Annotated in this window: 30 protein-coding genes; 27 read left to right on the top strand and 3 right to left on the bottom strand. The window is 61.3% G+C overall.

Translation table 11 applies throughout. From position 1 onward, the window contains the following. Nucleotides 1–312: 312 nt before the first annotated feature. From rluC to BB029_RS09840, 3 genes are read left to right on the top strand one after another with little or no spacing between them, the layout of a single operon-like run. Nucleotides 313–1,272, top strand: a complete 960-nt coding sequence (rluC, locus tag BB029_RS09850; protein ID WP_065939065.1) for a 23S rRNA pseudouridine(955/2504/2580) synthase RluC — start codon at nt 313–315, stop codon at nt 1,270–1,272. Then, on the top strand, nt 1,259–1,921 hold the full coding sequence (locus BB029_RS09845; protein WP_065939064.1) for an HAD-IA family hydrolase: 663 nt from the start codon (nt 1,259–1,261) through the stop codon (nt 1,919–1,921). Before rluC ends, BB029_RS09845 begins: the two co-directional genes overlap by 14 nt. A gap of 21 nt (nt 1,922–1,942) precedes the next feature. After that, nucleotides 1,943–2,926 (top strand): S49 family peptidase, encoded by a 984-nt coding sequence (locus BB029_RS09840; RefSeq protein WP_065939063.1) that lies wholly within the window; start codon nt 1,943–1,945, stop codon nt 2,924–2,926. Nucleotides 2,927–3,062: 136 nt separating this feature from the next. On the opposite strand, the gene BB029_RS09835 is transcribed toward BB029_RS09840, so the two are convergent. Continuing rightward, a complete protein-coding gene (locus BB029_RS09835; protein WP_065939062.1) occupies nt 3,063–3,641 on the bottom strand; it encodes a nucleoside triphosphate pyrophosphatase in 579 nt (192 codons plus the stop codon). Between the two features lie 105 nt (nt 3,642–3,746). On the opposite strand from BB029_RS09835, the gene BB029_RS09830 reads away from it, so the two are divergent. The 20 genes from BB029_RS09830 to BB029_RS09735 all read left to right on the top strand — a co-directional run bounded on the left by BB029_RS09830 (nt 3,747) and on the right by BB029_RS09735 (nt 21,283). Further along, nucleotides 3,747–4,277 carry a YceD family protein gene (locus BB029_RS09830; RefSeq protein ID WP_027607804.1) on the top strand — a complete coding sequence of 177 codons (531 nt, stop codon included), beginning with the start codon at nt 3,747–3,749 and terminating at the stop codon, nt 4,275–4,277. A 13-nt stretch (nt 4,278–4,290) separates the two neighbouring features. After that, complete coding sequence (rpmF, locus tag BB029_RS09825; protein WP_008152339.1) at nt 4,291–4,473, top strand: 50S ribosomal protein L32; 183 nt, start codon at nt 4,291–4,293, stop codon at nt 4,471–4,473. A 4-nt stretch (nt 4,474–4,477) separates the two neighbouring features. Then, the gene (gene plsX, locus BB029_RS09820) at nt 4,478–5,488 is read left to right on the top strand and encodes a phosphate acyltransferase PlsX (protein WP_083236362.1); all 1,011 of its coding nucleotides are present in this window, start codon (nt 4,478–4,480) and stop codon (nt 5,486–5,488) included. 125 nt (nt 5,489–5,613) lie between these two features. Continuing rightward, the gene (gene fabD, locus BB029_RS09815; protein ID WP_065939060.1) at nt 5,614–6,552 is read left to right on the top strand and encodes an ACP S-malonyltransferase; all 939 of its coding nucleotides are present in this window, start codon (nt 5,614–5,616) and stop codon (nt 6,550–6,552) included. A 24-nt stretch (nt 6,553–6,576) separates the two neighbouring features. Continuing rightward, nucleotides 6,577–7,320: a 3-oxoacyl-ACP reductase FabG gene (gene fabG, locus BB029_RS09810; protein WP_065926164.1), complete on the top strand. Its 744-nt coding sequence runs from the start codon at nt 6,577–6,579 to the stop codon at nt 7,318–7,320. A gap of 191 nt (nt 7,321–7,511) precedes the next feature. Beyond that, nucleotides 7,512–7,748: an acyl carrier protein gene (acpP, locus tag BB029_RS09805; RefSeq protein WP_003442511.1), complete on the top strand. Its 237-nt coding sequence runs from the start codon at nt 7,512–7,514 to the stop codon at nt 7,746–7,748. 127 nt (nt 7,749–7,875) lie between these two features. Continuing rightward, nucleotides 7,876–9,120 (top strand): beta-ketoacyl-ACP synthase II, encoded by a 1,245-nt coding sequence (gene fabF, locus BB029_RS09800; RefSeq protein ID WP_065939059.1) that lies wholly within the window; start codon nt 7,876–7,878, stop codon nt 9,118–9,120. Then, complete coding sequence (pabC, locus tag BB029_RS09795) at nt 9,120–9,935, top strand: aminodeoxychorismate lyase (protein WP_065939058.1); 816 nt, start codon at nt 9,120–9,122, stop codon at nt 9,933–9,935. The genes fabF and pabC overlap by 1 nt, the downstream gene beginning before the upstream one ends. A gap of 1 nt (nt 9,936) precedes the next feature. Further along, nucleotides 9,937–11,058 (top strand): endolytic transglycosylase MltG, encoded by a 1,122-nt coding sequence (gene mltG / locus BB029_RS09790; RefSeq protein WP_065939057.1) that lies wholly within the window; start codon nt 9,937–9,939, stop codon nt 11,056–11,058. Nucleotides 11,059–11,077: 19 nt separating this feature from the next. Beyond that, nucleotides 11,078–11,710 (top strand): dTMP kinase, encoded by a 633-nt coding sequence (tmk, locus tag BB029_RS09785; RefSeq protein WP_027607811.1) that lies wholly within the window; start codon nt 11,078–11,080, stop codon nt 11,708–11,710. Continuing rightward, the gene (locus BB029_RS09780) at nt 11,703–12,692 is read left to right on the top strand and encodes a DNA polymerase III subunit delta' (protein WP_065939056.1); all 990 of its coding nucleotides are present in this window, start codon (nt 11,703–11,705) and stop codon (nt 12,690–12,692) included. The genes tmk and BB029_RS09780 overlap by 8 nt, the downstream gene beginning before the upstream one ends. Nucleotides 12,693–12,755: 63 nt before the next feature. Further along, entirely contained in the window at nt 12,756–13,541 is a 786-nt protein-coding gene (locus tag BB029_RS09775) for a TatD family hydrolase (protein ID WP_065939055.1), read from the top strand. A gap of 445 nt (nt 13,542–13,986) precedes the next feature. Beyond that, the gene (locus BB029_RS09770) at nt 13,987–14,655 is read left to right on the top strand and encodes a TetR/AcrR family transcriptional regulator (RefSeq protein WP_027607814.1); all 669 of its coding nucleotides are present in this window, start codon (nt 13,987–13,989) and stop codon (nt 14,653–14,655) included. 114 nt (nt 14,656–14,769) lie between these two features. Continuing rightward, a complete protein-coding gene (locus BB029_RS09765) occupies nt 14,770–15,738 on the top strand; it encodes a GTP 3',8-cyclase MoaA (protein ID WP_027607815.1) in 969 nt (322 codons plus the stop codon). A gap of 144 nt (nt 15,739–15,882) precedes the next feature. Beyond that, the gene (locus tag BB029_RS09760) at nt 15,883–16,488 is read left to right on the top strand and encodes a DUF4823 domain-containing protein (protein WP_027607816.1); all 606 of its coding nucleotides are present in this window, start codon (nt 15,883–15,885) and stop codon (nt 16,486–16,488) included. Nucleotides 16,489–16,504: 16 nt separating this feature from the next. Then, complete coding sequence (locus tag BB029_RS09755; protein WP_065939054.1) at nt 16,505–17,065, top strand: DUF1285 domain-containing protein; 561 nt, start codon at nt 16,505–16,507, stop codon at nt 17,063–17,065. A 70-nt stretch (nt 17,066–17,135) separates the two neighbouring features. After that, the gene (locus BB029_RS09750; RefSeq protein WP_051429403.1) at nt 17,136–17,849 is read left to right on the top strand and encodes a GntR family transcriptional regulator; all 714 of its coding nucleotides are present in this window, start codon (nt 17,136–17,138) and stop codon (nt 17,847–17,849) included. Then, entirely contained in the window at nt 17,846–18,847 is a 1,002-nt protein-coding gene (locus BB029_RS09745) for an ADP-ribosylglycohydrolase family protein (RefSeq protein WP_065939053.1), read from the top strand. The genes BB029_RS09750 and BB029_RS09745 overlap by 4 nt, the downstream gene beginning before the upstream one ends. A gap of 59 nt (nt 18,848–18,906) precedes the next feature. Continuing rightward, on the top strand, nt 18,907–20,373 hold the full coding sequence (locus BB029_RS09740) for a cytosine permease (protein WP_065939052.1): 1,467 nt from the start codon (nt 18,907–18,909) through the stop codon (nt 20,371–20,373). Then, a complete protein-coding gene (locus BB029_RS09735) occupies nt 20,366–21,283 on the top strand; it encodes a PfkB family carbohydrate kinase (protein ID WP_065939051.1) in 918 nt (305 codons plus the stop codon). The genes BB029_RS09740 and BB029_RS09735 overlap by 8 nt, the downstream gene beginning before the upstream one ends. A 51-nt stretch (nt 21,284–21,334) precedes the next feature. Here BB029_RS09735 and BB029_RS09730 read toward each other — a convergent pair whose 3' ends face one another. After that, nucleotides 21,335–21,601 carry a hypothetical protein gene (locus BB029_RS09730; protein WP_027607822.1) on the bottom strand — a complete coding sequence of 89 codons (267 nt, stop codon included), beginning with the start codon at nt 21,599–21,601 and terminating at the stop codon, nt 21,335–21,337. Nucleotides 21,602–21,652: 51 nt separating this feature from the next. Continuing rightward, a complete protein-coding gene (locus BB029_RS09725) occupies nt 21,653–21,985 on the bottom strand; it encodes a hypothetical protein (protein WP_027607823.1) in 333 nt (110 codons plus the stop codon). Nucleotides 21,986–22,183: 198 nt separating this feature from the next. On the opposite strand from BB029_RS09725, the gene BB029_RS09720 reads away from it, so the two are divergent. The 4 genes from BB029_RS09720 to BB029_RS09705 form a co-directional block, all read left to right on the top strand. Further along, complete coding sequence (locus tag BB029_RS09720; protein ID WP_027607824.1) at nt 22,184–22,663, top strand: GNAT family N-acetyltransferase; 480 nt, start codon at nt 22,184–22,186, stop codon at nt 22,661–22,663. Between the two features lie 238 nt (nt 22,664–22,901). Beyond that, nucleotides 22,902–23,723, top strand: a complete 822-nt coding sequence (locus tag BB029_RS09715; RefSeq protein WP_065939050.1) for an SDR family oxidoreductase — start codon at nt 22,902–22,904, stop codon at nt 23,721–23,723. A gap of 37 nt (nt 23,724–23,760) precedes the next feature. Further along, on the top strand, nt 23,761–24,747 hold the full coding sequence (locus tag BB029_RS09710; protein WP_065939049.1) for a substrate-binding domain-containing protein: 987 nt from the start codon (nt 23,761–23,763) through the stop codon (nt 24,745–24,747). Further along, nucleotides 24,744–26,005: ATP-binding cassette domain-containing protein (locus BB029_RS09705; protein WP_065939048.1), on the top strand; the 1,262-nt coding region annotated here is incomplete at its 3' end. The genes BB029_RS09710 and BB029_RS09705, both read left to right, overlap by 4 nt.

Below are 26,005 nucleotides of genomic sequence, written 5' to 3'. Positions count from 1 at the left end.
AGCATTCGCCGTGGTCCGGCTCAAGACTGACTGCACTTTGTGAACTGGCCGTAAATATCGGCGCAGAACGCGAGTATTCACTCTGCTTTCTGCACTCGCTTCAGGCCTCATGTCACCTGCGCTTGTTACAATCTCGAGCCTTCCAGGGTGGCGAAAGCCCCGTAGGACGGCCTCGCGTCCTGATGAATTGCGATGGTCAGGGCCGGCAGTTTGCCGCTAGTCCTCTGCCCAGGCCGCTTTTGGCGGCGTTCGCGACTATAGCAGCAATGATTAAGTGCTTCAATTCCATAAAAAATTGTTATCATCGCCGCCATGACGACTACCGCCCCCCAGACCCCCAGCGTCCAGCTGCTCGAGGTCTCGCCGGAATATGCCGGCCAACGCATCGATAATTTTCTCCTGGCCAGGCTCAAGGGTGTGCCCAAGACCTTGATCTACCGCATTTTGCGCAAAGGCGAAGTGCGCGTGAACAAGGGCCGTATCAAGCCTGAGTACAAGTTGCAGGCGGGCGATATTGTCCGTGTGCCGCCCGTGCGCGTGCCTGAACGCGATGAGCCCGTGCCATTGGCCCAGGGCCTGTTGCAGCGCCTTGAGGCATCGATTGTCTTCGAAGACAACAAACTGATCGTGATCAACAAGCCCTGCGGCATTGCGGTTCACGGTGGTAGCGGCCTGAATTTCGGCGTGATCGAAGCCTTCCGTCAGCTGCGCCCGGATTGCAAGGAGCTGGAACTGGTTCACCGCCTGGACCGGGACACCTCCGGCCTGTTGATGATCGCCAAGAAACGCAGCATGTTGCGCCACCTGCACACCGCCCTGCGCGGCGATGGTGTGGACAAGCGCTACATGGCGCTGGTGCGCGGTAACTGGGCCAGCTCGATCAAGAGCGTCCGCGCGCCGTTGCAGAAGAGCAACCTGCGCTCCGGCGAGCGCATGGTCGAAGTGGACGAGGAGGGCAAAGAAGCCCTGACTCTGTTCAAGGTGCTGCGTCGTTTCGGTGACTTCGCCACCATGGTCGAGGCCAAGCCGGTGACGGGGCGCACCCACCAGATTCGTGTGCACACCCTGCATGCAGGCCATTGCATCGCCGGCGATACCAAGTATGGCGACGAGGATTTTTCCAAGGAAATCCGTGACCTGGGCGGCAAGCGCCTGTTCCTGCACGCCTACATGCTCACCGTGCCGCTGCCTGACGGCGGCGAGCTGAAGCTGCAGGCGCCGGTGGATGAGATGTGGGCCAAGACCGTGGAGCGTTTGAGTGTCGCACCTTGACTACAAGCTACTGATTTTCGATTGGGACGGCACCCTGTGTAACTCCATCGGTCGGATTGTCGAGTCGATGCACGCAGCTTCGACCCGCTCGGGCTTCGACTTGTGCACTGACCTGGCGGTCAAAGGCATTATCGGCCTGGGCTTGCCTGAGGCGATCCGCACCTTGTACCCCGAGATCAGCGACGCTGAACTGGTGACGTTCCGCGAGCATTACGCGGATCACTACATTGCGCTGGAAGCCACACCTTCGCCGTTGTTCGAGGGTGTGTTGCCATCGCTGGAGGCTTTCCGCGCCCAGGGCTATCACCTGGCCGTCGCCACCGGCAAGGCCCGTCGCGGCCTGGATCGGGTGCTCAGCGCCCATGGCTGGGAAGATTATTTCGACATCACCCGTGCCGCAGATGAAACCGCGAGCAAACCTCACCCTCTGATGCTGGAGCAGATCCTTGCCCATTGCGGCGTGTCGCCGCGTGAGGCGCTGATGGTAGGAGATGCTTCCTTCGACCTGATGATGGCGCGCAACGCCGGCATGGACAGCGTGGCAGTCAGCTATGGCGCCCAGTCCGCCGAGGCGTTGCAGCAATACGAGCCGAGGATCACGATTGATCATTTTTCTGAATTGCAGGCCTGGCTCAGTCGGGCCCAATAAGTCTTTGCTGGGGTTGATGGCATGAGTGACGAGTGGAAAGCGCCTGAAAAGGCTGAAAGCGGTGACGACAAGAGCTGGAAGCTGCTGGAGAAGACGCTCCTGGCCAGCGTCCAGGAGCAACGCCGTGCACGGCGCTGGGGGATTTTTTTCAAGCTGCTGACCTTCACTTACCTGTTGCTGATGCTGGCGCTGTTCAGTCCGCTGATGGACATGGAAAAAAGCGCGACCCGTGGCGCCAACTACACCGCGTTGATCGAAGTGCGGGGAGTGATCGCCGACAAGGAGCCTGCCAGCGCCGACAATATCGTCAGCAGTCTGCGTGCTGCGTTTGAAGACCCCAAGGTCAAGGGCGTGATCCTGCGCATCAACAGCCCAGGCGGCAGCCCGGTGCAATCGGGCTATGTGTATGACGAGATTCGCCGCCTGCGCGGCCTGCACCCGGATATCAAGCTGTACGCGGTGATTTCCGACCTGGGGGCCTCGGGCGCGTATTACATTGCCAGTGCCGCCGACCAGATCTACGCCGACAAGGCCAGTCTTGTCGGCTCCATTGGTGTGACGGCGGCCGGCTACGGCTTTGTCGGTGCCATGGAGAAGCTGGGGGTTGAGCGTCGTACCTACAACTCGGGCGAGCACAAGTCGTTCCTTGATCCGTTCCAGCCGCAAAAGGCCGATGAAACCCAGTTCTGGCAGGGGGTGCTCGATACCACCCATCGCCAGTTCATCGCCAGCGTGAAGCAGGGGCGTGGGGATCGCCTGAAGGACAAAGACCATCCGGAGCTGTTCTCCGGGTTGGTGTGGTCGGGGGAGCAAGCATTGCCGCTGGGGCTGATCGATGGTTTGGGCAGTGCCAGTTCGGTGGCGCGGGATGTGGTCGGCGAGAAAGAACTGGTGGACTTCACCGTTGAAGAATCGCCGTTTGATCGTTTCTCCAAGAAGCTCGGCGCCAGCGTGGCTGAGAAGCTGACGCTGTACATGGGCTTCCAGGGTCCGGCACTGCGTTAATATCTCAAGTCTGTCGTAGATCAAAATGTGGGAGGGGGCTTGCCCCCGATAGCGGTGGATCAATCAATCCAAGGTTGGCTGACACACTGCTATCGGGGGTAAGCCCTCCCTTCCCATATTTGGTTTAGCAGTGTTCTTAAGGGATTTGCACGCCTTCGCTGAGCAGCATGTCCACCAGCCGAATCAGCGGTAAGCCGACCAGGCTGGTCGCGTCCGGCCCTTCGGTGGCTTGGAACAAACTCACACCCAACCCTTCCGCCTTGAAGCTGCCCGCGCAGTCATACGGCTGCTCGATCCGCAGGTAGCGCTCGACGCGCGCTGCATCCAGCTCGCGCATGTGCACGGTAAAGGGCACGCAGTCGACCTGGCAGTGCCCCGTCTCACTGTTCAACAGGGCCAGGCCGGTGAGGAAGCTGACACGCTTGCCACTGGCGGCCAATAACTGCTCGCGCGCATTTTCGAAGGTGTGAGGCTTGCCGATGATGCGGCCTTCCAGCGCGGCGACCTGGTCTGAGCCGATGATCAGGTGTCCCGGGTGGCTGGCGGCGAGGGCGCGGGCCTTTGCTTCGGCCAGGCGCTTGACCAGCTCGATGGCGGACTCATGTGCAGCATGGCTTTCGTCGATATCCGGCGAGCTGCAGATGAATGGCAGGTGCAGGCGGCTGAGCAATTCCCGGCGATAAACCGAGCTGGAAGCGAGTAATAAAGGCAGCATATACGTCTCCTCAAGGCAGCCGCCGATTCTAGCGGGGCGACCGGCCGACGCACAGGGCTGAATTTCCTTTGACATGGCTGGGTGCATCCCTATAATGCTGCGCCTATGTTGAATGACCCGATTCCACCTCACGTTGACCCGCGCAAATTGGCTGATCGTGGCACTTCCCTTCAAGGTGAGTTGCTGCTGGCCGATTTGGAGAGACTCTGCGACCCGCTTTCCGACACTGTCGGTACGGTGCAGGCCAAATTCGTTTTTGAACGAGATGAACGTAAATCTGTGGTAATTCACAGTTTTATCGACACCGAGGTCAAAATGGTTTGCCAGCGTTGTCTTGAGCTGGTCACCCTGCCGATTCACAGCGAGTGCAGTTATGCTGTGGTAAAGGAGGGTGCGAATACCCAGTCGTTGCCGAAAGGTTATGACGTGCTGGAACTGGGCGAAGATCCTTTGGATCTGCATGCACTGATCGAGGAGGAGCTTCTGCTCGCCTTGCCCATTGTGCCTGCTCATCATCCGGAAGAATGCCAGCAGCCGGCGGGTCTCGATGACGAGTCCGAACCGAGCGAGGACGAGGTAACGCGGTCCAACCCGTTCAGTGTATTGGCGCAGTTAAAGCGTGACCCAAACGTTTAGGAGTTAATCAATTATGGCTGTTCAGCAGAACAAAAAATCCCGCTCTGCCCGTGACATGCGTCGTTCCCACGATGCCCTGACGGCAAGCACTCTGTCTGTAGAAAAAACCACCGGTGAAATTCACCTGCGTCACCACGTATCGCCAGAAGGCGTATACCGTGGCCGTAAAGTGATCGACAAGGGCGCTGACGAGTAATCACTTGTCTGCTCAAGTCATCGCGATTGACGCAATGGGCGGGGACTTCGGTCCCCGCAGCATTGTTCAGGCCTGCATTGCCAGCCTGTCTGCCACGCCCTCGCTGCACCTGACCCTCGTCGGTCAATCCTCCCTCCTTGAAGAATTGATTGCCAGCCATCCGGCGGTGGATCGCGCGCGCCTGACGATTACGCCAGCCAGCGAAACCATCACCATGGATGAGAAGCCGGCGACGGCCCTGCGTGGCAAGCCTGACTCGTCGATGCGGGTGGCCTTGGAGCTGCTGCGTGATGGCAAGGTGCAAGCCTGTGTCAGCGCCGGCAACACTGGGGCGTTGATGGCGTTGTCGCGGCATGTGCTCAAGACGCTGCCTGGCATTGATCGGCCGGCAATGGTGGCGGCGATTCCGACGCAGAAGGGCTATTGCCAGTTGCTGGACCTGGGGGCGAACGTCGATTGCAGTGCCGAGCACCTGTTCCAGTTTGCCGTGATGGGCTCGGTGGCCGCCGAAGCGCTGGGCGTGGCCCGGCCGCGGGTGGCCTTGCTGAATATCGGCACCGAAGACATCAAGGGCAACCAGCAGGTCAAGCTTGCCGCCACCTTGCTGCAAGGTGCGCGAGGCCTGAACTACATCGGCTTTGTCGAGGGTGATGGGCTGTACCGGGGCGAGGCGGATGTGGTGGTGTGCGATGGGTTTGTCGGCAATATCCTGCTCAAGTCCAGCGAAGGCCTGGCGACCATGATCGCCTCGCGTATCGAGGCCTTGTTCAGGCGTAACCTGGTATCGCGCCTGGTGGGCGCCCTGGCGCTGCCGTTGATGCGTCGCCTGCAGGCCGACCTGGCCCCGGCGCGGCATAATGGTGCGAGCTTCCTGGGGTTGCAGGGCATCGTGGTGAAAAGCCACGGTTCGGCCGGGGTCGAAGGCTTCCAGAGTGCGATTGCGCGGGCGGTGATCGAGATCCAGGAAAACCTGCCGCAACGCTTGCACGGCCGTCTCGAGGACCTGTTGCCTTAGGCGAATCGGCCGGGGAATGCTTAAATGTGACCGGCCAGTTCAATTGACCATCCAATCTGTCAGTTTCGTGCGCTCCCACCGAGGAGCGACCATTTCCGACGACCAGATCATTAGGGGCTTGTTACATGTCTACATCCCTCGCATTCGTCTTTCCAGGGCAGGGTTCGCAGTCCCTCGGCATGTTGGCCGAGCTGGGCGCGCAATACCCGCTGATCCTGGACACGTTCAAGGAAGCTTCCGAGGCCCTGGGTTACGACCTGTGGGCGCTGACCCAACAAGGGCCGGAAGAGCAGCTCAATCAAACCGATAAAACCCAGCCAGCCATCCTGACCGCCTCGATCGCCCTGTGGCGCTCGTGGTTGGCCGAAGGCGGTGCGCGCCCGGCGTTCGTGGCCGGTCATAGCCTGGGCGAATACAGCGCCCTGGTGGCGGCGGGCAGCCTGACCCTTGCTGAAGCGGTCAAGCTGGTGGAGCGTCGTGGCCAGCTGATGCAGGAAGCCGTTCCGGCCGGGCAGGGCGGCATGGCCGCTATCCTGGGGCTGGACGATGCCGTCGTGATCGAAGCCTGCGCCGAAGCGGCCCAGGGCGAAGTGGTCAGCGCGGTAAACTTCAACTCCCCAGGCCAGGTGGTAATCGCCGGTGCCAGGGCGGCCGTCGAGCGTGCCATCGAAGGCTGCAAGGCGCGCGGTGCCAAGCGTGCATTGCCGTTGCCGGTGAGCGTGCCGTCGCACTGCGAGCTGATGCGCCCGGCTGCCGAGCGCTTTGCCGAGTCCATCGCTGCCATCAACTGGCAGGCGCCACAGATCCCGCTGGTGCAGAACGTCAGCGCGGCCGTGGCCGCCGACCTCGACACCCTCAAGCGCGACCTGCTGGAGCAACTCTACAAGCCTGTGCGCTGGGTCGAGTCGGTCCAGACCCTGGCCGCCAATGGCGCCACCGAGCTGGTCGAGTGCGGCCCGGGCAAAGTCCTGGCTGGCCTGAACAAGCGCTGCGCCGACGGCGTGTCGACTGCCAACCTCAATACCCCGGATGCCTTCGCTGCCGCTCGTGCGGCGCTGGCCTGATCCCCGAACTTAGGAGAAGCCTGCATGAGTCTGCAAGGTAAAGTTGCACTGGTTACCGGCGCGAGCCGTGGCATTGGCCAGGCCATCGCCCTGGAACTGGGCCGTCAGGGCGCCGTCGTGATCGGCACCGCCACTTCCGCTTCGGGCGCCGAGCGTATCGCCGCGACCCTGAAGGAAAACGGCGTTCAAGGCACCGGCCTTGAGCTGAACGTGACCAGCGATGAGTCCGTGGCTGCCGTACTGGCCGAGATCACCGCACAGTTCGGTGCGCCGGCGATTCTGGTGAACAACGCCGGTATCACCCGCGACAACCTGATGATGCGCATGAAAGACGACGAATGGTACGACGTGGTCGATACCAACCTGAACAGTCTGTTTCGCCTGTCCAAGGGTGTTTTGCGCGGCATGACCAAGGCGCGTTGGGGGCGAATTATCAATATTGGCTCCGTAGTGGGTGCCATGGGCAACGCAGGCCAAGTAAACTATGCAGCCGCCAAGGCCGGCCTGGAAGGTTTCAGCCGTGCATTGGCGCGAGAAGTCGGTTCGCGGTCGATTACGGTCAACTCGGTGGCCCCAGGGTTCATCGACACCGATATGACCCGCGAACTGCCGGAAGCACAGCGTGAAGGCTTGCTGACGCAGATTCCGCTGGGCCGTCTGGGCCAGGCCCAAGAGATCGCGAATGTGGTCGCTTTCCTGGCATCCGACGGTGCGGCATACGTGACTGGGGCTACAATCCCGGTGAACGGCGGGATGTACATGAGCTAAATTGTGACGGATCGCTTCAAAAAAATGTCATACGAGCTGTCTAAAATCCGTTATAAAGCTGCAACTTAATTTATAGGCAGGTGGTAAACCGGGTACAGGGTGAAGCTTTCAGTTGAAAAGCTGAAAAGGCTTTCTATACACTTACCCACTGGCCAGCTGCCTGAATTTGTCCATTAGGAGTTAAACAAGGTATGAGCACCATCGAAGAGCGCGTCAAGAAAATCGTTGCCGAGCAACTGGGCGTCAAAGAAGAAGAAGTGGTCAACACTGCTTCCTTCGTAGAAGACCTGGGTGCCGATTCCCTTGACACCGTTGAGCTGGTGATGGCTCTGGAAGAGGAATTCGAGACCGAAATCCCGGACGAAGAAGCTGAAAAAATCACTACTGTTCAAGCTGCTATCGACTACGTTACGAACCACCAGGCGTAATAGTTTGTAGTCGTCGCCTGCTGTTAGGGAAAAACCGCACTGCTGTAACGGCGTGCGGTTTTTTCTTTAGCGCTGATGAAAAGTAAGCTCTGAAGCAAAGTGTCGTCATTAGAAAAAGGAGAGTGCTGTGTCGCGTAGACGCGTCGTAGTCACCGGTATGGGTATGTTGTCGCCACTGGGTACGGATGTGCCGAGCAGTTGGCAGGGCATTCTGGCTGGCCGCAGTGGTATTGGTCTGATCGAACACACGGACCTTTCTGCCTATTCCACCCGTTTTGGCGGCTCGGTAAAGGGGTTCAATGTCGAGGAATATCTCTCGATCAAAGAGTCCCGCAAGCTCGACCTGTTCATTCAATACGGCCTGGCAGCCGGTTTCCAGGCAGTGCGTAACGCTGGCCTGGAAGTGACCGACGCCAACCGTGAGCGCATCGGCGTGGCCATGGGGTCGGGTATTGGCGGTTTGACCAATATCGAAGAAACCAGCCGCACGCTGCATGATTCCGGCCCTCGTCGAATTTCACCGTTCTTCGTGCCTGGCTCGATCATCAATATGATTTCCGGTTTCCTGTCCATCCACTTGGGCGCGCAGGGGCCTAACTACGCGATTGCCACCGCGTGCACCACGGGTACCCACTGCATCGGCATGGCGGCGCGTAACATCGCCTATGACGAAGCCGACGTGATGATCGCCGGTGGTGCTGAAATGGCCGCCTGTGGCCTGGGAATGGGCGGCTTTGGCGCCTCCCGTGCCCTGTCGACCCGCAATGACGAGCCGACCCGTGCCAGCCGTCCGTGGGACAAGGGCCGTGACGGCTTTGTACTGTCCGACGGCGCCGGTGCCCTGGTACTCGAAGAGTTGGAGCACGCCAAGGCGCGCGGTGCCACCATCTATGCCGAGTTGATCGGGTTTGGCATGAGCGGCGACGCCTATCACATGACCTCGCCACCGTCCGACGGTGCCGGCGCTGCAAGGTGCATCACCAATGCCTTGCGCGATGCCAGGGTCAATGCCGACCAGGTGCAATACATCAATGCCCATGGCACCTCGACCCCGACGGGCGACCTGGCGGAAGCCGAAGCCATCAAGTCGGTGTTCGGCGAGCACGCCTACAAGCTGGCGGTCAGCTCCACCAAGTCCATGACCGGCCACCTCTTGGGTGCGGCGGGCGCGGTAGAAGCGATCTTCAGCGTGATGGCCATCAAGGACCAGGTCGCTCCGCCGACCATCAACCTCGATGAGCCGGACGAAGGCTGCGACCTGAACTTCGTGCCGCATGAGCCGCAACAGATGCCGATCGACGTTGCGATCTCCAATTCGTTCGGCTTCGGTGGCACCAACGGTTCCCTGGTGTTCCGCCGGTTCGCCGAGTGATGCACAGCTGGGTCGACGGTCAGCCAGCGGACAGTGTCCCCCTGAAAGATCGCGGCCTGGCGTACGGTGATGGCCTGTTCGAGACCATCGCCGTCAAGGCCGGGCAGCCCGTGCTGCTTGACCGTCACCTGCAGCGCCTGGATGAGGGCTGCAGGCGTCTCGCTTTCGTTGTGGATCAGACGTTGGTCCGCAGCGAAGTGCAGGCCTATGCCGCCGCTCTCGGCGACGGTGTCCTCAAGCTGATCCTCACCCGCGGCGACAGCCTGCGCGGTTATGGCATCAACCCCGAGGCCCCGGTGCGTCGTATCTTGCAGGGCAATCCGCCTGCTACCTATCCCCAGGCCCATGGAACCGACGGTGTTCGTCTGTTTGCATGCGCCACCCGCCTGGCCGAGCAGCCGTTGCTGGCCGGTCTCAAGCACCTCAATCGCCTCGAGCAGGTGATCGCCCGTGCGGAATGGCAGGATGCCGAACATGCCGAAGGGTTGATGCTGGATATGTCCGGGCGTGTCATCGAAGGCGTATTCAGCAACCTGTTCCTGGTAAGTAATGGCTTGTTACTAACCGCCGATCTGAATCGTTGCGGCGTTGCAGGCGTCATGCGCGCCGAGATTCTGGCTCAGGCGAGCGCCCTGGGCATCCCGGTAGCCGTGGCTGACATCAGCCTCGAGCAATTGCGGGAGGCTGACGAAGTCTTTGTGTGCAACAGCGTTTATGGCATTTGGCCGGTGCGTGGGTGCGCTGCGATGAGCTGGTCGGTTGGGCCGCTCACCCGTAAACTGCAGGGCATTGTTCGCGCGCTATTGGATATTTGAGTTGATACGAAAACTGGTTGTACTGCTGCTGATCGGTCTGTTCTCGGCGGCTTTGCTGTTGGGGTTTTCCGCGTGGAAATATGACGCTGCCTTGAAGCAGCCGTTGAATCTGACCCAGGAGCAATTGCTCGATGTGCCGGCAGGGGCGACGCCCACCGGGACCTTCAATCGCCTGGAAGCCGATGGCGTGCTCGACGGCGCGTTCTGGCTGCGCCTGTATTGGCGCTTCAACCTCGACGGCCAACCGCTGCACAGCGGTGAATACCGCATGACCCCGGGCATGACCGCCGAAGGCCTGATCGGCCTGTGGCAGCGCGGCGAGGTGGTGCAATACAGCCTGACGCTGGTGGAGGGCTGGAATTTCCGCCAGGTGCGTTCGGCCCTGGCCAAGCATGAAAAGATCGTGCAGACCCTGGCGGGCCTGAGTGACAGCGAAGTGATGGACAAGCTCGGCCATCCTGGCGTGTTCCCCGAAGGTCGGTTCTTCCCGGATACCTACCGCTTCGTGCGCGGCATGACCGATGTCGAGTTCCTGAAGAAAGCCTATAACCGCCTGGATGATGTCCTCGCCCAGGAGTGGAGCAAGCGGGCCGCCGACGTGCCCTATACCGACCCCTATCAAGCCTTGATCATGGCCTCCCTGGTGGAGAAAGAGACCGGTGTGCCGGAAGAGCGCGGGCAGATTGCCGGGGTATTCGTACGCCGCCTGAAGATCGGCATGCTGCTGCAGACCGACCCCACCGTGATCTACGGCCTGGGCGAGCGCTACAACGGCAAGTTGACCCGTGCGCACCTCAAGGAAGCCAACCCTTATAACACCTACATGGTGGCCGGCCTGCCGCCGACTCCCATCGCCATGGTCGGCCGCGAGGCGATCCATGCCGCGTTGAACCCGGTGCCGGGCAGCAGCCTGTATTTCGTCGCTCGTGGCGACGGCAGCCATATTTTCTCCGATGACCTGGGTGCGCATAATGCCGCTGTGCGTGAGTTCCAGCTCAAGCGCCGTGCCGATTACCGCTCAAGCCCGGCACCGCTGGTAAAACCGCCGGAAGACCTGGCGCCGCCTGCTGATGCACCCGCCGAGCCCGCGCCGGATGACGCCGCGCCGCAAAGCCCGCAATGACTCTGACTAAGGACTGCCTGTGACTGGCTTGTTTATTACCCTGGAAGGCCCCGAAGGCGCCGGCAAAAGCACCAACCGCGATTACCTGGCCGGCCGCTTGCGCGCTGAAGGTGTCGAGGTGGTGTTGACCCGTGAGCCCGGCGGTACGCCACTGGCCGAGCGCATCCGTGACGTGTTGCTGGCCCCAGGCGAAGAACAGATGAACCCGGACACCGAGCTGTTGCTGGTGTTCGCTGCCCGTGCCCAACACCTGGCCGAGGTGATTCGTCCGGCCCTGGCCCGCGGTGCCGTGGTGATCTGCGACCGTTTTACCGATTCCACGTATGCCTACCAGGGCGGTGGCCGGGGTTTGTCCCTGGCGCGTATCGCCACCTTGGAAACCTTTGTGCAGGGTGATCTACGTCCCGACCTGACCCTGTTGTTCGACCTGCCGGTGGCAGTGGGCATGGCCCGCGCCAGCGCCCGTGGGCGTCTCGACCGTTTCGAACTGGAAGGCCAGGGGTTTTTCGATGCTGTGCGCAGCGCGTTTCTCAAGCGCGCCCAGGCTGAACCGGCGCGCTACCACCTGCTGGACGCGGCCCAGCCGTTGACGCAGGTGCAGCAGGCCATCGACGCCCTGTTACCCAAGCTGTTGGAGCGCGCCCGTGGCTGAAGCCTACCCATGGCAGGACGGTCTTTGGCAGCAGTTGGCCGGCCGTGCCCAGCACGCCCACGCCTATCTGCTGCACGGGCCGATCGGTATTGGTAAGCGCGATCTGGCTGAGCGACTCATGGCCAGCCTGCTGTGCCAGCGCCCGGTCAACCTTGAAGCTTGCGGCGCGTGCAAATCCTGCCTGTTGCTCAAGGCCGGCAGCCACCCGGACAACTACCTGCTCGAACCCGAGGAAGCCGATAAGGCGATCAAGGTCGACCAGGTGCGTGACCTCGTCAGTTTCGTGGTGCAGACCGCGCAGATGGGGGGGCGCAAGGTGGTGTTGATCGAGCCGGTGGAGGCGATGAACATCAACGCCGCCAATGCCTTGCTCAAGAGCCTGGAAGAACCCTCCGGCGACACGGTGCTGTTGCTGGTGAGCCACCAGTCCAGCCGCTTGTTGCCGACCATTCGCAGCCGTTGCGTACAGCAGGCCTGCCCGTTGCCCAGCGAAGCCATGAGCCTGCAATGGCTGGCGAAGGCGCTGCCGGATTGCTCCGCAGAGGAGCGGATCGAGTTGCTGACCCTGGCGGCCGGTTCCCCGCTGGCGGCCGTCAAGCTGCAAGCCCAAGGTGTGCGTGAGCAACGCGCCCTGGTTGTGGATGGGGTGAAAAAACTGCTCAAGCAAGAGCTGTCCGCCACCCAGTTGGCTGAAAGCGCCTGGAAGGACATTCCCTTGCTGCTGCTGTTCGACTGGTTCTGTGACTGGTCGAGCCTGATCCTGCGCTACCAGTTGACCCAGGATGAAAACGGCCTGGGCCTGCCGGACATGCGCAAGGTGGTGCAATACCTCGCGCAGAAAAGTGCCCAGGACAAGGTGCTGACTATCCAGGACTGGATCCTCGCCCAGCGCCAGAAGGTGCTCGGCAAGGCCAACCTCAACCGCGTGCTGTTGCTTGAAGCGCTGCTGGTGCAGTGGGTCGGCTTGCTCGGCCGGCGTTAATTTCCGTGGCCGACGGGTGTATCGTTGGCCAGACACTTTCCGTGACCTAAGTCGTAATTTCCTATGCTTGTAGATTCCCATTGCCACCTTGATCGCCTTGACCTCGCCCAGCACGGCGGCTCCCTGGATGCTGCCCTCGACGCTGCACGCCAGCGTGGGGTAGGGCATTTCCTGTGCATTGGCGTCAGCGCCGACAATGCTGCCGACGTCAAAGCCCTGGCCGAGCGTTATGCCGATGTGGATTGCTCGGTGGGTATCCACCCACTGGACCTAAAGCCCGGCGAAGCCCCGGCCCTCGACTGGCTGCTGGGCGAGCTCAATCACCCGCGGGTGGTGGCCATTGGCGAAACCGGCCTGGACTACCATTACGAGCCGGAAGCCGCCGAGTTGCAGCAGGCCTCGTTTCGCCTGCATTTACAGGCCGCCGGGCAAACCGGCAAGCCGGTGATCGTCCACACCCGTGGTGCCCGTGCCGACACCCTGGCCCTGCTGCGCGAAGCCGCGTTGCCCCAGGCCGGCGTGTTGCATTGCTTTACCGAGGATTGGGACATGGCCAGGGCCGCACTCGACCTGGGGTTCTATATTTCCCTGTCGGGCATTGTCACTTTCCGCAATGCCGATGCCCTGCGCGACGTGGCGCGCCAAGTGCCAGCCGACCGCCTGCTGGTGGAAACCGATTCGCCGTACCTGGCGCCGATTCCCCATCGTGGCAAACCGAACCTGCCCGAATATGTACGGGATGTGGCGGACTACCTGGCGATGCTGCGCGGTGAGTCCTATGAGCGCTTTGCCGAGCAGACCACCGAGAACTTCAAGCGCCTGTTCCCGCTGGCCCACGTTGCTGCATGACACGACTGAATCGCAGGCAAAAAAAACCCGGGTTCTGGGGGGTGAATCCGGGTTAAGACCATTAGGAGTAAAACAAGGGCACACAGTCCGTCGGTACCCAGGTCGGCGCTTCACTTGGGGGAGATGTCACGCCGACAGTTCAAGTATTGATCAGTATCTGATTCAGTCCAGTCGCGACTGATCGTTTTTTAAACAGATTTGGAATACATGCGCTTCGCTTGAGTTCTCATTGGGCGGGTGCACGGGTGCAGTTGTTGCGTATTATTTCTGACTGATAGGCATGAAAACGTTGGCGCCTTGAAAGTAAAGTGCAGGGCGGGTTCACATAGACGTTGCCCAACGACCGTTCAGTCGGGATAATCCCTCGCACTGGGTAAATCGTATCGCCATGTATTCGTGGCCCTGCGCAGCCCTCCCTATTCCGACCTTTGCAGACCTCTTCCTCATGCACAAAGAACCCCGTAAGGTCCGTGAGTTTCGCCGCCGTGAGCAGGAAATTCTCGACACCGCACTCAAGTTGTTCCTCGAACAAGGCGAAGACAGCGTCACCGTCGAGATGATCGCGGATGCCGTGGGTATCGGCAAAGGCACGATCTACAAACACTTCAAGTCCAAGGCCGAGATCTACCTGCGCCTGATGCTCGACTATGAGCGCGACTTGAACGAGCTGCTGCATTCGGCCGATGTCGACAAGGACAAGGAGGCCCTGTCCCGCGCCTACTTCGAGTTCCGCATGCGCGACCCGCAGCGCTACCGCCTGTTCGACCGCCTGGAAGAGAAGGTGGTCAAGGGCCATCAAGTGCCGGAAATGGTCGAGGAACTGCACAAGATCCGCGCCTCGAACTTCGAGCGCCTGACCCTGCTGATCAAGGGCCGCATCAGCGAAGGCAAGCTTGAAGACGTACCGCCGTACTTCCACTACTGCGCCGCCTGGGCCTTGGTGCACGGCGCCGTGGCGCTGTACCACTCGCCGTTCTGGAGCAATGTGCTGGAAGACCAGGAAGGTTTCTTCCAGTTCCTGATGGATATCGGTGTGCGCATGGGCAACAAGCGCAAGCACAGCAGTGAGCCGGCACTGGTTGAAGCGGCCCCCGTCGAAACCCCGGCCACGTAATGATTTACTGCCAGGCGCAGTAACCCAGGAATATACTCAGGCAAGGATCTTGCTAAAAGCTGATTTATCAGTCAGTTTTTAGCGCGCCCGAATCATCCTCTGCCGGAGTGATCCATGATCGTTGATCGTCAAGGCAGGCGTTTTCGCAATTTGCGGATCAGCCTGACCTCAGCCTGCAATTACGCGTGTACCTACTGCGTGCCGAACGGCAAGCGGCTGGTGGCTGCCCAGGACGAACTCTCGGCCGAGGCCATGGCCCGTGGCGTGGCCTACCTGATCGAGGCCGCGGGCATCGACCGCTTGCGCATCACCGGTGGCGAGCCGCTGGTCAGCCCCAAGCTGGAAGCCTTCATGGGCGCGGTGGGGGGCATGGGCCTCAGCGATATCAGCCTGACCACCAACGGCCAGTTGCTGGCGCGCAAACTGCCGCTGCTGGTGGATGCCGGGATTCGGCGTATCAATGTTTCCCTCGACACCCTGGATGCCGACGCCTTCCGCAGCATCGCCCGTGGCGGCGACTTGGCCACCGTGCTCGATGGCATGGACCAGGCACGTGCTGCCGGGATCAAGATCAAGGTCAACATGGTGCCGTTGCGCGGCCAGAACCTCGACCAGGTGATGCCGCTGCTCGACTACTGCCTGGAGCGTGGCTACGAGCTGCGTTTTATCGAGTTGATGCGCATGGGCCACCTGGCCAAGGACTCCAATGCCTTCCTGCAGCAGTTCGTCAGCCTGCAACAATTGCTCGGCCTGATCGGCGAACACCACGAATACCTGCAAGCCAACGCTCCCGTGGATGCCACGGCGGTACGCTACGAAGTGCCGGGCAAAGGCTTCTTTGGCGTGATCGCCAACGAAAGCGTGCCGTTCTGCCGCACTTGTTCACGGCTGCGCTTGTCGTCGACCGGCTGGCTGCATGGCTGCCTGTCGTCGAGCAACCGTCACTATGTCGGCGACCTGTTGGACAAGCCTCGCCACCAGGCGCTGCCGGCCCTGCAAGGCCTGCTGATGAAGGCCTTGGGGGACAAGCAGGAAGTGGCTTTCTCCGGCGGCGCGACGGTCATGAAGATCATCGGCGGATAATGCTTTCCCAAGATTAAACATCATCCAATGTGGGAGGTCGCAAGCCCCCTCCCACATTTAGTTCTGCGTTGTTTCCAAATGGCGCGGATTCTGCATCTCGTGTCCATTCGCCGGTTTTCCGTCACCGGCTTCTGGAGGATTAGGATGCGTAGTCTGGTTTTGTTGCTGGCGTCGTTGACGCTGAGTGGTTGCATGACCGTCAGCGATATGGCCGAAGGCACCCGTTATCAGATGAGCGACGCCGGGTTGCTGGACCACAGCGATACTCGTCGGACTGCCTCGGTGCGCATACAGCCGGATTCCTTTGTCTTTATCGCCCAGGGTGCATTTGTACCGCCCGGCAGCGCCTACCCGCGGCCGAATGTGGTGGCCGAGGAAGCCTTCAACGGTTTCGTCGAATACTTTCCCATGGTGCGCCGCGCTCGTCAGCCGGAAGGCCTGGAGCAGGCGATGGCCGAGGCCCGTGCGGCGGGTGCCCACTACCTGCTGTACTGCCGTTTCGCCAAGGCCGATGACCGTATCGGCAACGCCGACGAATGGGCTGATCAAGAGGCGCTGGACCGGCTTGGCCTGGACAACGGGGTAATCCAGATCATGTTGATCGAGACCAGCACCCAGTATTTGATTGATACTGCACGTATACGCAGTCGTGGCGGTTTACTGACGTTCCACGACAACAAGCCAGAAGACCTGATTGCCCGCCCCTTGGCGCAGTACGCCCGAGGCCTGCTGGGCATGGGCGATCAGTAACACCAAGGAGAACACCATGACCGATTCCGCCAAGGCCAACGATCTGTTGGCTCAATTGCCCAAGGGCAAGGGACCGGCGCCGGTGCATCTGTGGAACCCGGATTTCTGCGGCAACATCGACATGCGCATCGCCCGTGACGGCACCTGGTTCTACCAGGGCACGCCGATCGGGCGTAAGCCGATGGTCAAGTTGTTCTCTACTATCATCCGCCGCGATGGCGATGATTACTTCCTGATCACCCCGGTGGAAAAAGTCGGTATCACCGTCGATGATGCGCCCTTTGTCGCGGTTACCCTCGACGTCGAAGGGCAGGGCGAAAGCCAGGTGCTACGTTTCACCACCAACGTCGACGAGCAGGTGGCAGCCGATATCGAGCATCCACTGCGGGTGGTGATCGACCCCGTCACCCAGGAACCGTCCCCCTATCTGCGGGTGCGTACCAACCTCGAAGCCCTGGTGCATCGCAATGTGTTCTACCAATTGGTGGAGTTGGCAGTGAGCCGCCCGATCAATGGTCAGAACTGGCTTGGCGTATGGAGCGGCGGCGAGTTTTTCCGTATTGGCCTGGAGCCGTGAAGCCGGTTTTTTCATCTCCCTGAAATAATTCCCTTGCTGCAAATGGCCGCTTTCGGTTATCAATTTGTACATGATTAGACATGTCCGATTTGATAAGAAAAAACGCGTCGTCGACGAGCTCATCCGCCGTATCGAGGGAGGGGTGATGGCCGACGGTTTCCTGTTGCCGGGCGAGCATCAACTGGCTGAAGAGTTTGCGGTCAGCCGGGGCACGCTGCGTGAAGCCCTCGCCGAACTCAAAAGGCGCAATTACATCGCGACCCAGAGCGGCGTGGGCTCCATCGTCACATTTGATGGCATGGCGCTGGATCAAACCAGCGGTTGGGCCCAGGCCCTGGCGGACACCGGGGCCTTGGTGACCACCGATATTCTGCGCCTGGAAGCAGTGACGCGCGCCGATCTGTTCAGTCGCTTCGGCACCGACCAATTCATCGCCCTCGACCGCCGTCGCCGCACGACTGATGGCACGGCCGTTTCCCTTGAGCGCTCGCTGATGCCCGCGTCCGGTGGCCTGGAAAGCCTGCCGCGCGTTGGGCTGATCGACAATTCCCTGACCATCACCCTGGCAGCCTACGGTTACGTCGGTGCCGAAGGTGACCAATGGATCGGCGCCGAGCCCCTCAGCGATGAAGACGCCGAGCTGCTTGGCCGCCCGGTGGGCACGGTGTTCCTCAAGGCCTCGCGCACCACCTACGATCGTCGTGAGCGCTTCATGGAGTACGTCGAAAGCCTGCTCGACCCTCTGCACTTTCGCCTGCACCTGCAGTTTGGATCTTCGAAATGACCCCCAATACCCGCGCCCTCGGCGCTTTCTACGGCCTGGCGTTGGGCGATGCCCTGGGCATGCCCACCCAATCCCTGAGCCGTGAGCACGTGCAACAGCGCTTTGGTGCCATTACCGGCCTGGAAGATGCCGACGCCGACCAACCCATCGCGCCCAATATGCCGGCGGGCTCCATCACCGATGACACCGAGCAAGCGATCCTGGTGGGTGAGCTGCTGGTCGAGGGCCGAGGCAAGATCGACCCCGCCGTGCTCGCCCGGCGCCTGATCGATTGGGAAGCGGTGATGCGCGCCAAGGGCTCCCAGGATCTGCTCGGCCCGTCGACCAAGCGTGCAATCGACATGATCCTCAACGGCCATACCCCGGAAGAATCCGGGCGCTACGGCACCACCAATGGCGCCGCCATGCGCATCACTCCCGTCGGGATCGCCGCCAATGTCAGCGACCCGGCGCGATTTATCCAGGCGGTGATCCAGGCCTGCCAGGTCACCCACAACACCACCCTGGGCATCTCCAGCGCAGCGGCAGTGGCGGCGGTGGTGTCCGCGGGCATCAACGGTGTGGACTTGGGTGAAGCCTTGAATATCGGCACCCAGGTGGCTCAACAGGCGGAAGGCCATGGCCATTGGATTGCCGGCGGGCGCATCTCCACCCGCATCAGTTGGGCGCGCACCCTGAGCGTCGGCAGCGGCGACACAGCCCTGTTCGCCGACCTGCTGTATGAATTGATCGGCACCTCCGTCGCCTCCCAGGAGTCGGTGGTGGTGTCGTTTGCCCTCGCCCAGCAAGTGGCGGTGGGGGCCATGAACGCGTTCGAAGCCCTGTGCCTGGCTGCCAGCCTGGGCGGCGATACCGACACGATTGCCGCGATGCTCGGCGCGATGCTCGGTGCCTGCCTCGGCCTGCAGTGCTGGCCCGAATCGATGATCGAACAGGTCAAGCAGGTCAACGGCCTCGATCTGCAGCCGTTGGTTCAAGGCTTGCTCGCATTGCGCTGAGTCAGGAAGACCGCGTATCCGCCACAACCACAACAATACAGGCACCAGGAGCACCACTCATGAGCAGCACTTCTTCCGGCCAAAGCGCCGGGCAATTGGAAACCCGCGGTATCGAACCGGTCCCTGAAGGCGAGTGCAACGGCCATCCACTGCAACTGTTCTGGGTGTGGTTCGCCGCCAATATCAGCATCCTCGGCCTGCCCCTCGGCGCCACCCTCGTGGCGTTTCGCGGCCTGGCCATCTGGCAGGCGATCATCGTCGCGATCCTCGGCGCTGCCGGCTCGTTCGCCGTGGTGGGCATCATCTCTATCGCCGGCCGTCGCGGCCGTGCCCCCAGCCTGACCTTGTCCCGCGCCATCTTCGGCGTGCGCGGCAATATTGGCCCGACGCTGGTGTCGTTGATGTCGCGCCTGGGTTGGGAAACCGTCAACACCACCACGGCGGCCTTCGTGTTGCTGTCGTTGTGTTCGATTCTGTTCGGCTCTGCGGTGGAAGCGAAAAGCGCACCGGTCCTCACCCTGATCTTCATCGGCATTTTCGTGTTGCTGACCTTGGCCGTATCGGGCCTGGGCCACGCCACCTTGCTGGTGATCCAGAAGTGGGCCACCTACGTGTTCGGCGCGTTGAATATCCTGGTGGGCGGTTTCCTCTGCGCCACCATCGACTGGAGCGCGGTGTTCAACGCCACCCCGGCTCCTCTGAGCGCGATGATCATCGGCGTCGGTACCATGGCCGCCGGTACCGGTATCGGCTGGGCCAACGCCGGTGCCGACATGTCGCGCTACCAGCACCGCAGCGTCACGGCCGTGCGCCTGGTGGCGTCGGCGGCATTTGGTGCAGGCATTCCGCTGGTGTTGCTGATTACCCTTGGCGGCCTGCTGTCGGTCGGCAACAACGACCTGGCCGCGGCCACTGACCCGATCATCGCGATCCGCGACATGCTGCCCACCTGGATGGCGGTGCCGTACCTGATCACCGCGTTTGGCGGGCTGCTGCTGTCGAACAACCTGTCGGTGTATTCGGCCGGCCTGACCACCTTGACCCTCGGCCTGAAGGTCAAGCGCGTGCATGCGGTGATCGTCGACATCGTGGCGATCTTCGCCGGTTCCATCTACTTCATGCTGATCGCCGACAGTTTCTACGGCCCGTTCATCACCTTCATCTCGTTGCTGGCGGTGCCGATCACCGCGTGGGTGGGGATCTTCGTGGTTGACCTGATCCATCGTCACTACTACAGCCCCAAGGACCTGCTGGACGTGAGCCCGAGCAGCGCCTACTGGTATCGCGGCGGTGTGGAATGGCGTGCCTTCGGCGCCTGGGCCGTGGCCATCGTGCTGGGTTTCAGCTTCACCACCATCGGCACCACCGCCGAGAATATCTGGTTCGCCGGGCCGTTGTCCGACTCCTGGCTGGGCCACAATGGCCTGGGCTGGATCGTCACTTTCCTGGTCGCCGGTGGGATTTATGCGGTACTGGGCGGCGCGGCTGACCGTCGTCCGGCGTTGGTAGAGAGCCCTAATGTCTAGATTGCTGCACACCGGCCAGGTCATCGTCGACCTGGTCATGGCCCTCGACACCTTGCCTGCGACCGGCGGCGACGTGCTGGCCAAGTCCGCCAGCTTCGAAGCCGGCGGGGGCTTCAATGTGATGGCGGCGGCGCGGCGCAATGGCTTGCCGGTGGTCTATCTGGGCCGTCACGGCACTGGCCGCTTCGGAGACCTGGCCCGCGCGGCGATGCAGGCCGAGGGCATTGAAATGGCCCTGGCAGCCAGCAGCGCAAAGGACACTGGCTTGTGTGTGTCCCTGACCGAAGCCACGACCGAGCGCACGTTCATTTCCCATATCGGCGTCGAGGGTGAACTCAGCCAGGAGGATTTGACCGCCGTCGCAGCGCGCGCCGACGACTACGTCTACGTCAGTGGCTACAGCCTGCTCCTGGAAGGCAAGGCCCAGGCGCTGATCGATTGGCTGCTGGCACTGCCCCGGGAAGTCGTGGTGGTATTCGATCCGGGGCCACTGGTCAAAGCGCCGGATTCGGCCTTGATGGGTGCGCTGTTGCCACGTATCGATATCTGGACCAGTAATGGTCCTGAGGCCTTGGCGTTTACCGGCGCGGCGACCATCGCTGCCGCATTGCCCGCGCTTAATCAGTACCTGCCCGCCGAGACGCTGCTGGTGGTGCGGGACGGGCCGAATGGCTGCTGGGTGGGGCGTGCGGGTCAGATCGAGCATGTACCCGGCTTCAAGGTGCAGGCGGTGGACAGCAATGGCGCGGGGGATGCGCATGCAGGAGTGTTTATTGCGGGGTTGGCGGCGGGTTTGAAACCAGCGGCGGCAGCACGGCGGGCGAATGCAGCGGCAGCCTTGGCGGTGACGCGTTGGGGGCCGGCAACTTCCCCAGGCAGCGCCGAAGTCGACGTATTACTCACCGAATAAGCGCGGAAAAAATGTGGGAGGGGGCCTCCCACATTGGGTTTTGCATGAGGGCTACTGGCGCGTCTCACCTTCAAGCTTGCGCGCTTCATCTACACCTGACGCCGTCAACTTGATCGGCAGATTCAGCGAGTATTCACCGGCGTCGTCGGTGGTCACATGCCCATCCTTGATCAACCCGCGGTCCTGCAGAAATGCCAACGCACTGGCGACCACTTTCTCTCCGCGGTAGTTATCCAGCACCTCCTTGCCCAGCCCCTGGGGATGAGCGTGCAGCAGGCGGGTGAGGACTTCTTTTTCAAGGTCTTTATCGACGTTCATGCGTACCTCTTCATTGGGGAATGATCGGGTGTTGCGATTGTGTGTGAAGCGTTAAGGCGCAGGCTGTTTCGGCGCGCCCGGCAGGTTCGAGTCATCGCCTTTATTGATCTTCGGCTCATTCACCGAAGGACCCATTTTGCCGTTGCCGACGGCAGCGGGAGCCTGGCGTTGGGTATCGTGGCCCTGGGTATGCGGGTCGGCACCATTGGTGTTATCGATGACCGCGCCGCCGTTGGTGTCCAGGCCGGTGCCCATGGATTTCTGCGATTCCGTGGTGGCGTCCGGGTTGGTAGGACCGGTGGACGACGTGGCAGCGAAACCACTCAGCGAAACCGAAGACAACAGGCCGGCAAATGCGAGGGCGGCAAACTTGGAATGCTTCATGAGGGTGTCTCCATATGATTGATGTCCTTACCCTCTATTGGTCAGTTGTGCCTTGATGATCGTGCCTGGGTGGCGACGAACGGTGCCGTGGCACCTGTAAGATTTTGTGTGTCGGCTGCCGGGTTCCCCATAAATTGCACTGCAATCAGTCATCAAAGCGCCTTAGTATGTGTGCTTTGAAATTGCCAAGGCTCGCCCATGACCATCGAGATTCGCCCCGCCGTGCCCAGCGATGCTGCGCAGATCCTGACTTTCATCACCGAACTCGCCGAGTACGAGAAAGCCCGGCATGAAGTGATCGCCAGCGTGGTGGATATCCAGCGCAGCCTGTTCAGCGAGGGCGCCACGGCCCATGGCCTTATCTGCTCGCGGGATGGTTTGCCGATTGGGTTTGCGGTGTTCTTTTTCAGCTATTCCACGTGGCTGGGCAGCAACTGCCTTTACCTCGAAGACCTGTACATCAACCCGGAACAACGTGGCGGCGGGGCGGGCAAGAAGCTGTTGCGCCACTTGGCGAAGATTGCCTTTGATAACGGGTGCGCGCGCTTCGAGTGGAGCGTACTGGACTGGAACGAGCCGGCGATTGCCTTCTACAAATCCATCGGTGCCCAGCCGCAGGAGGAGTGGGTGCGTTATCGCATGGAAGGTGATGCGCTGCGGGACTTCGCCCTCGGCTGAAGCCACCTTCTTGAACACACTGTAGATCAAATGTGGGAGGGGGCTTGCTCCCGATAGCGGTGAATCAGTCAGCCTTTCTGTAGCTGACGTGCCGCTATCGGGAGCAAGCCCCCTCCCACATTATTTTTTGATTTTGCTCACTATATGGGATGCAAATTTATATATTGAGATATTTCAAATGATGGGTTTATAGTCGTCTGCATCAGCACTCACTGCCAAAAATAAAACAGGTGAAGCGATGCAGCCCCAACCGTTGTCATTACCCGCCGTGCCCGAGCCAACCTACGGCGAGCGCCTGAAGAACAAGGTGGTGATCATCACCGGCGCCGCTCAGGGCATTGGTGAGGCGATCGTCGCGTGTTTCCAGGCCCAGCAGGCGCGCCTGGTGATCGCCGATATCCAGGGCGACAAGGTCGAGAAAGTCGCTGCCCACTGGCGCGAACGCGGCGCCGAGATCTACGCCCAACCCGTCGATATCACCTGCAAAGCGCAATGGCTGGCGCTGGTCAATGTGGCCATTGAGCGCTTCGGCCGGGTGGATGTGCTGGTCAACTGCGCCGGGGTCAACGTGTTCCGCGACCCGTTGGAGATGAGCGACGAAGACTGGCGCCGTTGCTTCGCCATCGACCTCGACGGCGCCTGGTACGGCTGCCGCACGGTGTTGCCGCACATGATCGAGCAGGGCATCGGCAACATCATCAATATCGCCTCCACCCATTCCAGTCACATCATTCCCGGTTGTTTCCCTTACCCGGTGGCCAAGCATGGCCTGCTCGGCCTTACCCGCGCCCTGGGTATCGAATACGCGCCCAAGGGCATCCGCGTGAATGCCATCGCTCCTGGCTATATCGAGACCCAGCTCAACGTCGACTACTGGAACGGTTTCCCCGACCCCCACGCCGAACGCCAGCGCGCGTTCGACCTGCACCCGCCCAAGCGCATCGGCCAGCCCGTCGAGGTGGCGATGACGGCGCTGTTCCTGGCGACCGACGAGGCGCCCTTTATCAATGCCACCTGCCTGATGATCGATGGCGGGCGGTCGGTGATGTACCACGACTAGAACTTGCCACTCCCAATAACAACAAGAGGTGCCGTTCATGAAAAAAGCAATACGCGTACTGGCAGCTGCCGCCGTGCTCAGTGGCCTCAGTACTTTCGCATTTGCCGAGGAAGTGAAGATCGGTTTCCTGGTCAAGCAGGCCGAGGAACCGTGGTTCCAGACCGAATGGGCCTTCGCCGAAAAAGCCGGCAAGGAACATGGCTTTACCGTGATCAAGATCGCCGTGCCCGATGGCGAGAAAACCCTCTCGGCCATCGACAGCCTGGCCGCCAACGGCGCCAAGGGCTTTGTGATCTGCCCGCCGGACGTGTCCCTGGGCCCGGCCATCGTCGCCAAGGCCAAGGCCAACGGCTTGAAAGTGATTGCCGTGGATGACCGTTTTGTCGACGCCAAGGGCAACTTCATGGAGGACGTGCCGTACCTGGGCATGGCCGCGTTTGAAGTGGGCCAGAAGCAAGGCGCCGCCATGGCCGCCGAAGCGAAAAAACGTGGTTGGGTCTGGAAGGACACCTACGCGGTGATCAACACCTTCAATGAACTCGACACCGGCAAGAAACGCACCGACGGCTCGATCAAATCCCTCGAAGAAGCCGGTATTCCCAAGGACCACATCCTGACGGCTGCACTGAAAACCCTCGACGTCCCCGGCAGTATGGACGCCACCAACTCGGCCCTGGTCAAGCTGCCCAGCGGTGCGAAAAACCTGATCATCGGCGGCATGAACGACAACACCGTGCTCGGCGGCGTGCGCGCCACCGAAAGCGCCGGCTTCGCTGCGGCCAATGTGATCGGTATCGGCATCAATGGTACCGACGCCATCGGCGAACTGAAGAAGGCCAACAGCGGCTTCTTCGGCTCGATGCTGCCGAGCCCGCACATCGAGGGCTACAACACTGCGTTGATGATGTACGAGTGGGTTACCAAGGGCACCGAGCCGCCTAAATACACGGCCATGGATGAAGTGACCCTGATCACCCGTGCCAACTTCCAGGAAGAACTGACCAAGATCGGGCTGTGGAAATGACGGCGGCGGCCCTGCGTTTCGACGCTATCGGCAAAACCTTTCCCGGGGTCAAGGCGCTGGACGGCATCAGCTTCACCGCCCACCCGGGGCAGGTGCACGCCTTGATGGGCGAGAACGGTGCCGGTAAGTCGACGCTGCTGAAGATCCTCGGCGGCGCCTATATTCCCAGCAGCGGCAGCGTGCAGATCGGCGCGCAGACCATGGCGTTCAAATGCGCCGCCGACAGCATCGCTAGTGGCGTGGCGGTGATCCACCAGGAACTGCATCTGGTGCCGGAAATGACCGTCGCCGAAAACCTGTTCCTCGGGCATTTGCCCGCGCGCTTCGGCGTGGTCAACCGGGGCCTGCTGCGCAAGCAGGCCCTGGCCTGTCTCAAGGGCCTGGCGGATGAAATCGACCCCGAGGAAAAACTCGGGCGCCTGTCCCTGGGCCAGCGCCAACTGGTGGAAATCGCCAAGGCGCTGTCCCGTGGCGCCCATGTGATTGCCTTCGACGAACCCACCAGCAGCCTGTCGGCGCGGGAGATCGACCGCTTGATGGCGATCATCGCGCGCCTGCGGGACGAGGGCAAAGTGGTGCTCTATGTGTCGCACCGCATGGAAGAAGTGTTCCGCATCTGCAACGCGGTGACGGTGTTCAAGGACGGCCGCTACGTGCGCACTTTCGATGACATGAGCGCGCTGACCCACGACCAGTTGGTGACCTGCATGGTCGGTCGCGACATCCAGGACATCTACGACTACCGCCCGCGCGAGCACGGCGAGGTGGCGCTCAAGGTCGACGGTTTGTTGGGGCCGGGTTTGCGTGAGCCGATCAGTTTTGAGGTGCGCAAAGGCGAAATCCTTGGGTTGTTCGGCTTGGTCGGGGCAGGGCGCACGGAGCTGTTCCGTTTGCTCAGCGGCTTGGAACGCGCCAGCGCCGGCAGCCTTGAGTTATGCGGGGAGGCCCTGCAACTGCGCTCACCGCGTGATGCCATCGCCGCCGGTGTACTGCTGTGCCCGGAAGATCGCAAGAAGGAAGGCATCATTCCGCTGTCCAGCGTCGCCGAGAACATCAATATCAGCGCCCGTGGAGCCCACTCTTCGTTTGGCTGGTTGCTGCGCGACGGTTGGGAAAAGGGCAATGCCGACCAGCAGATCAAGGCAATGAAGGTCAAAACCCCGACCGCCGCGCAAAAGATCATGTACCTGTCCGGCGGCAACCAGCAGAAAGCCATTCTCGGCCGCTGGCTGTCGATGCCGATGAAGGTGCTGCTGCT

Source organism: Pseudomonas sp. S3E12, assembly GCF_001702295.1.
In the GTDB taxonomy this organism is placed as follows: Bacteria; Pseudomonadota; Gammaproteobacteria; order Pseudomonadales; family Pseudomonadaceae; genus Aquipseudomonas; species Aquipseudomonas marginalis.
Note: the sequence above shows the minus strand (reverse complement) of the source record. Positions and strands in the feature narration are given on the sequence as shown.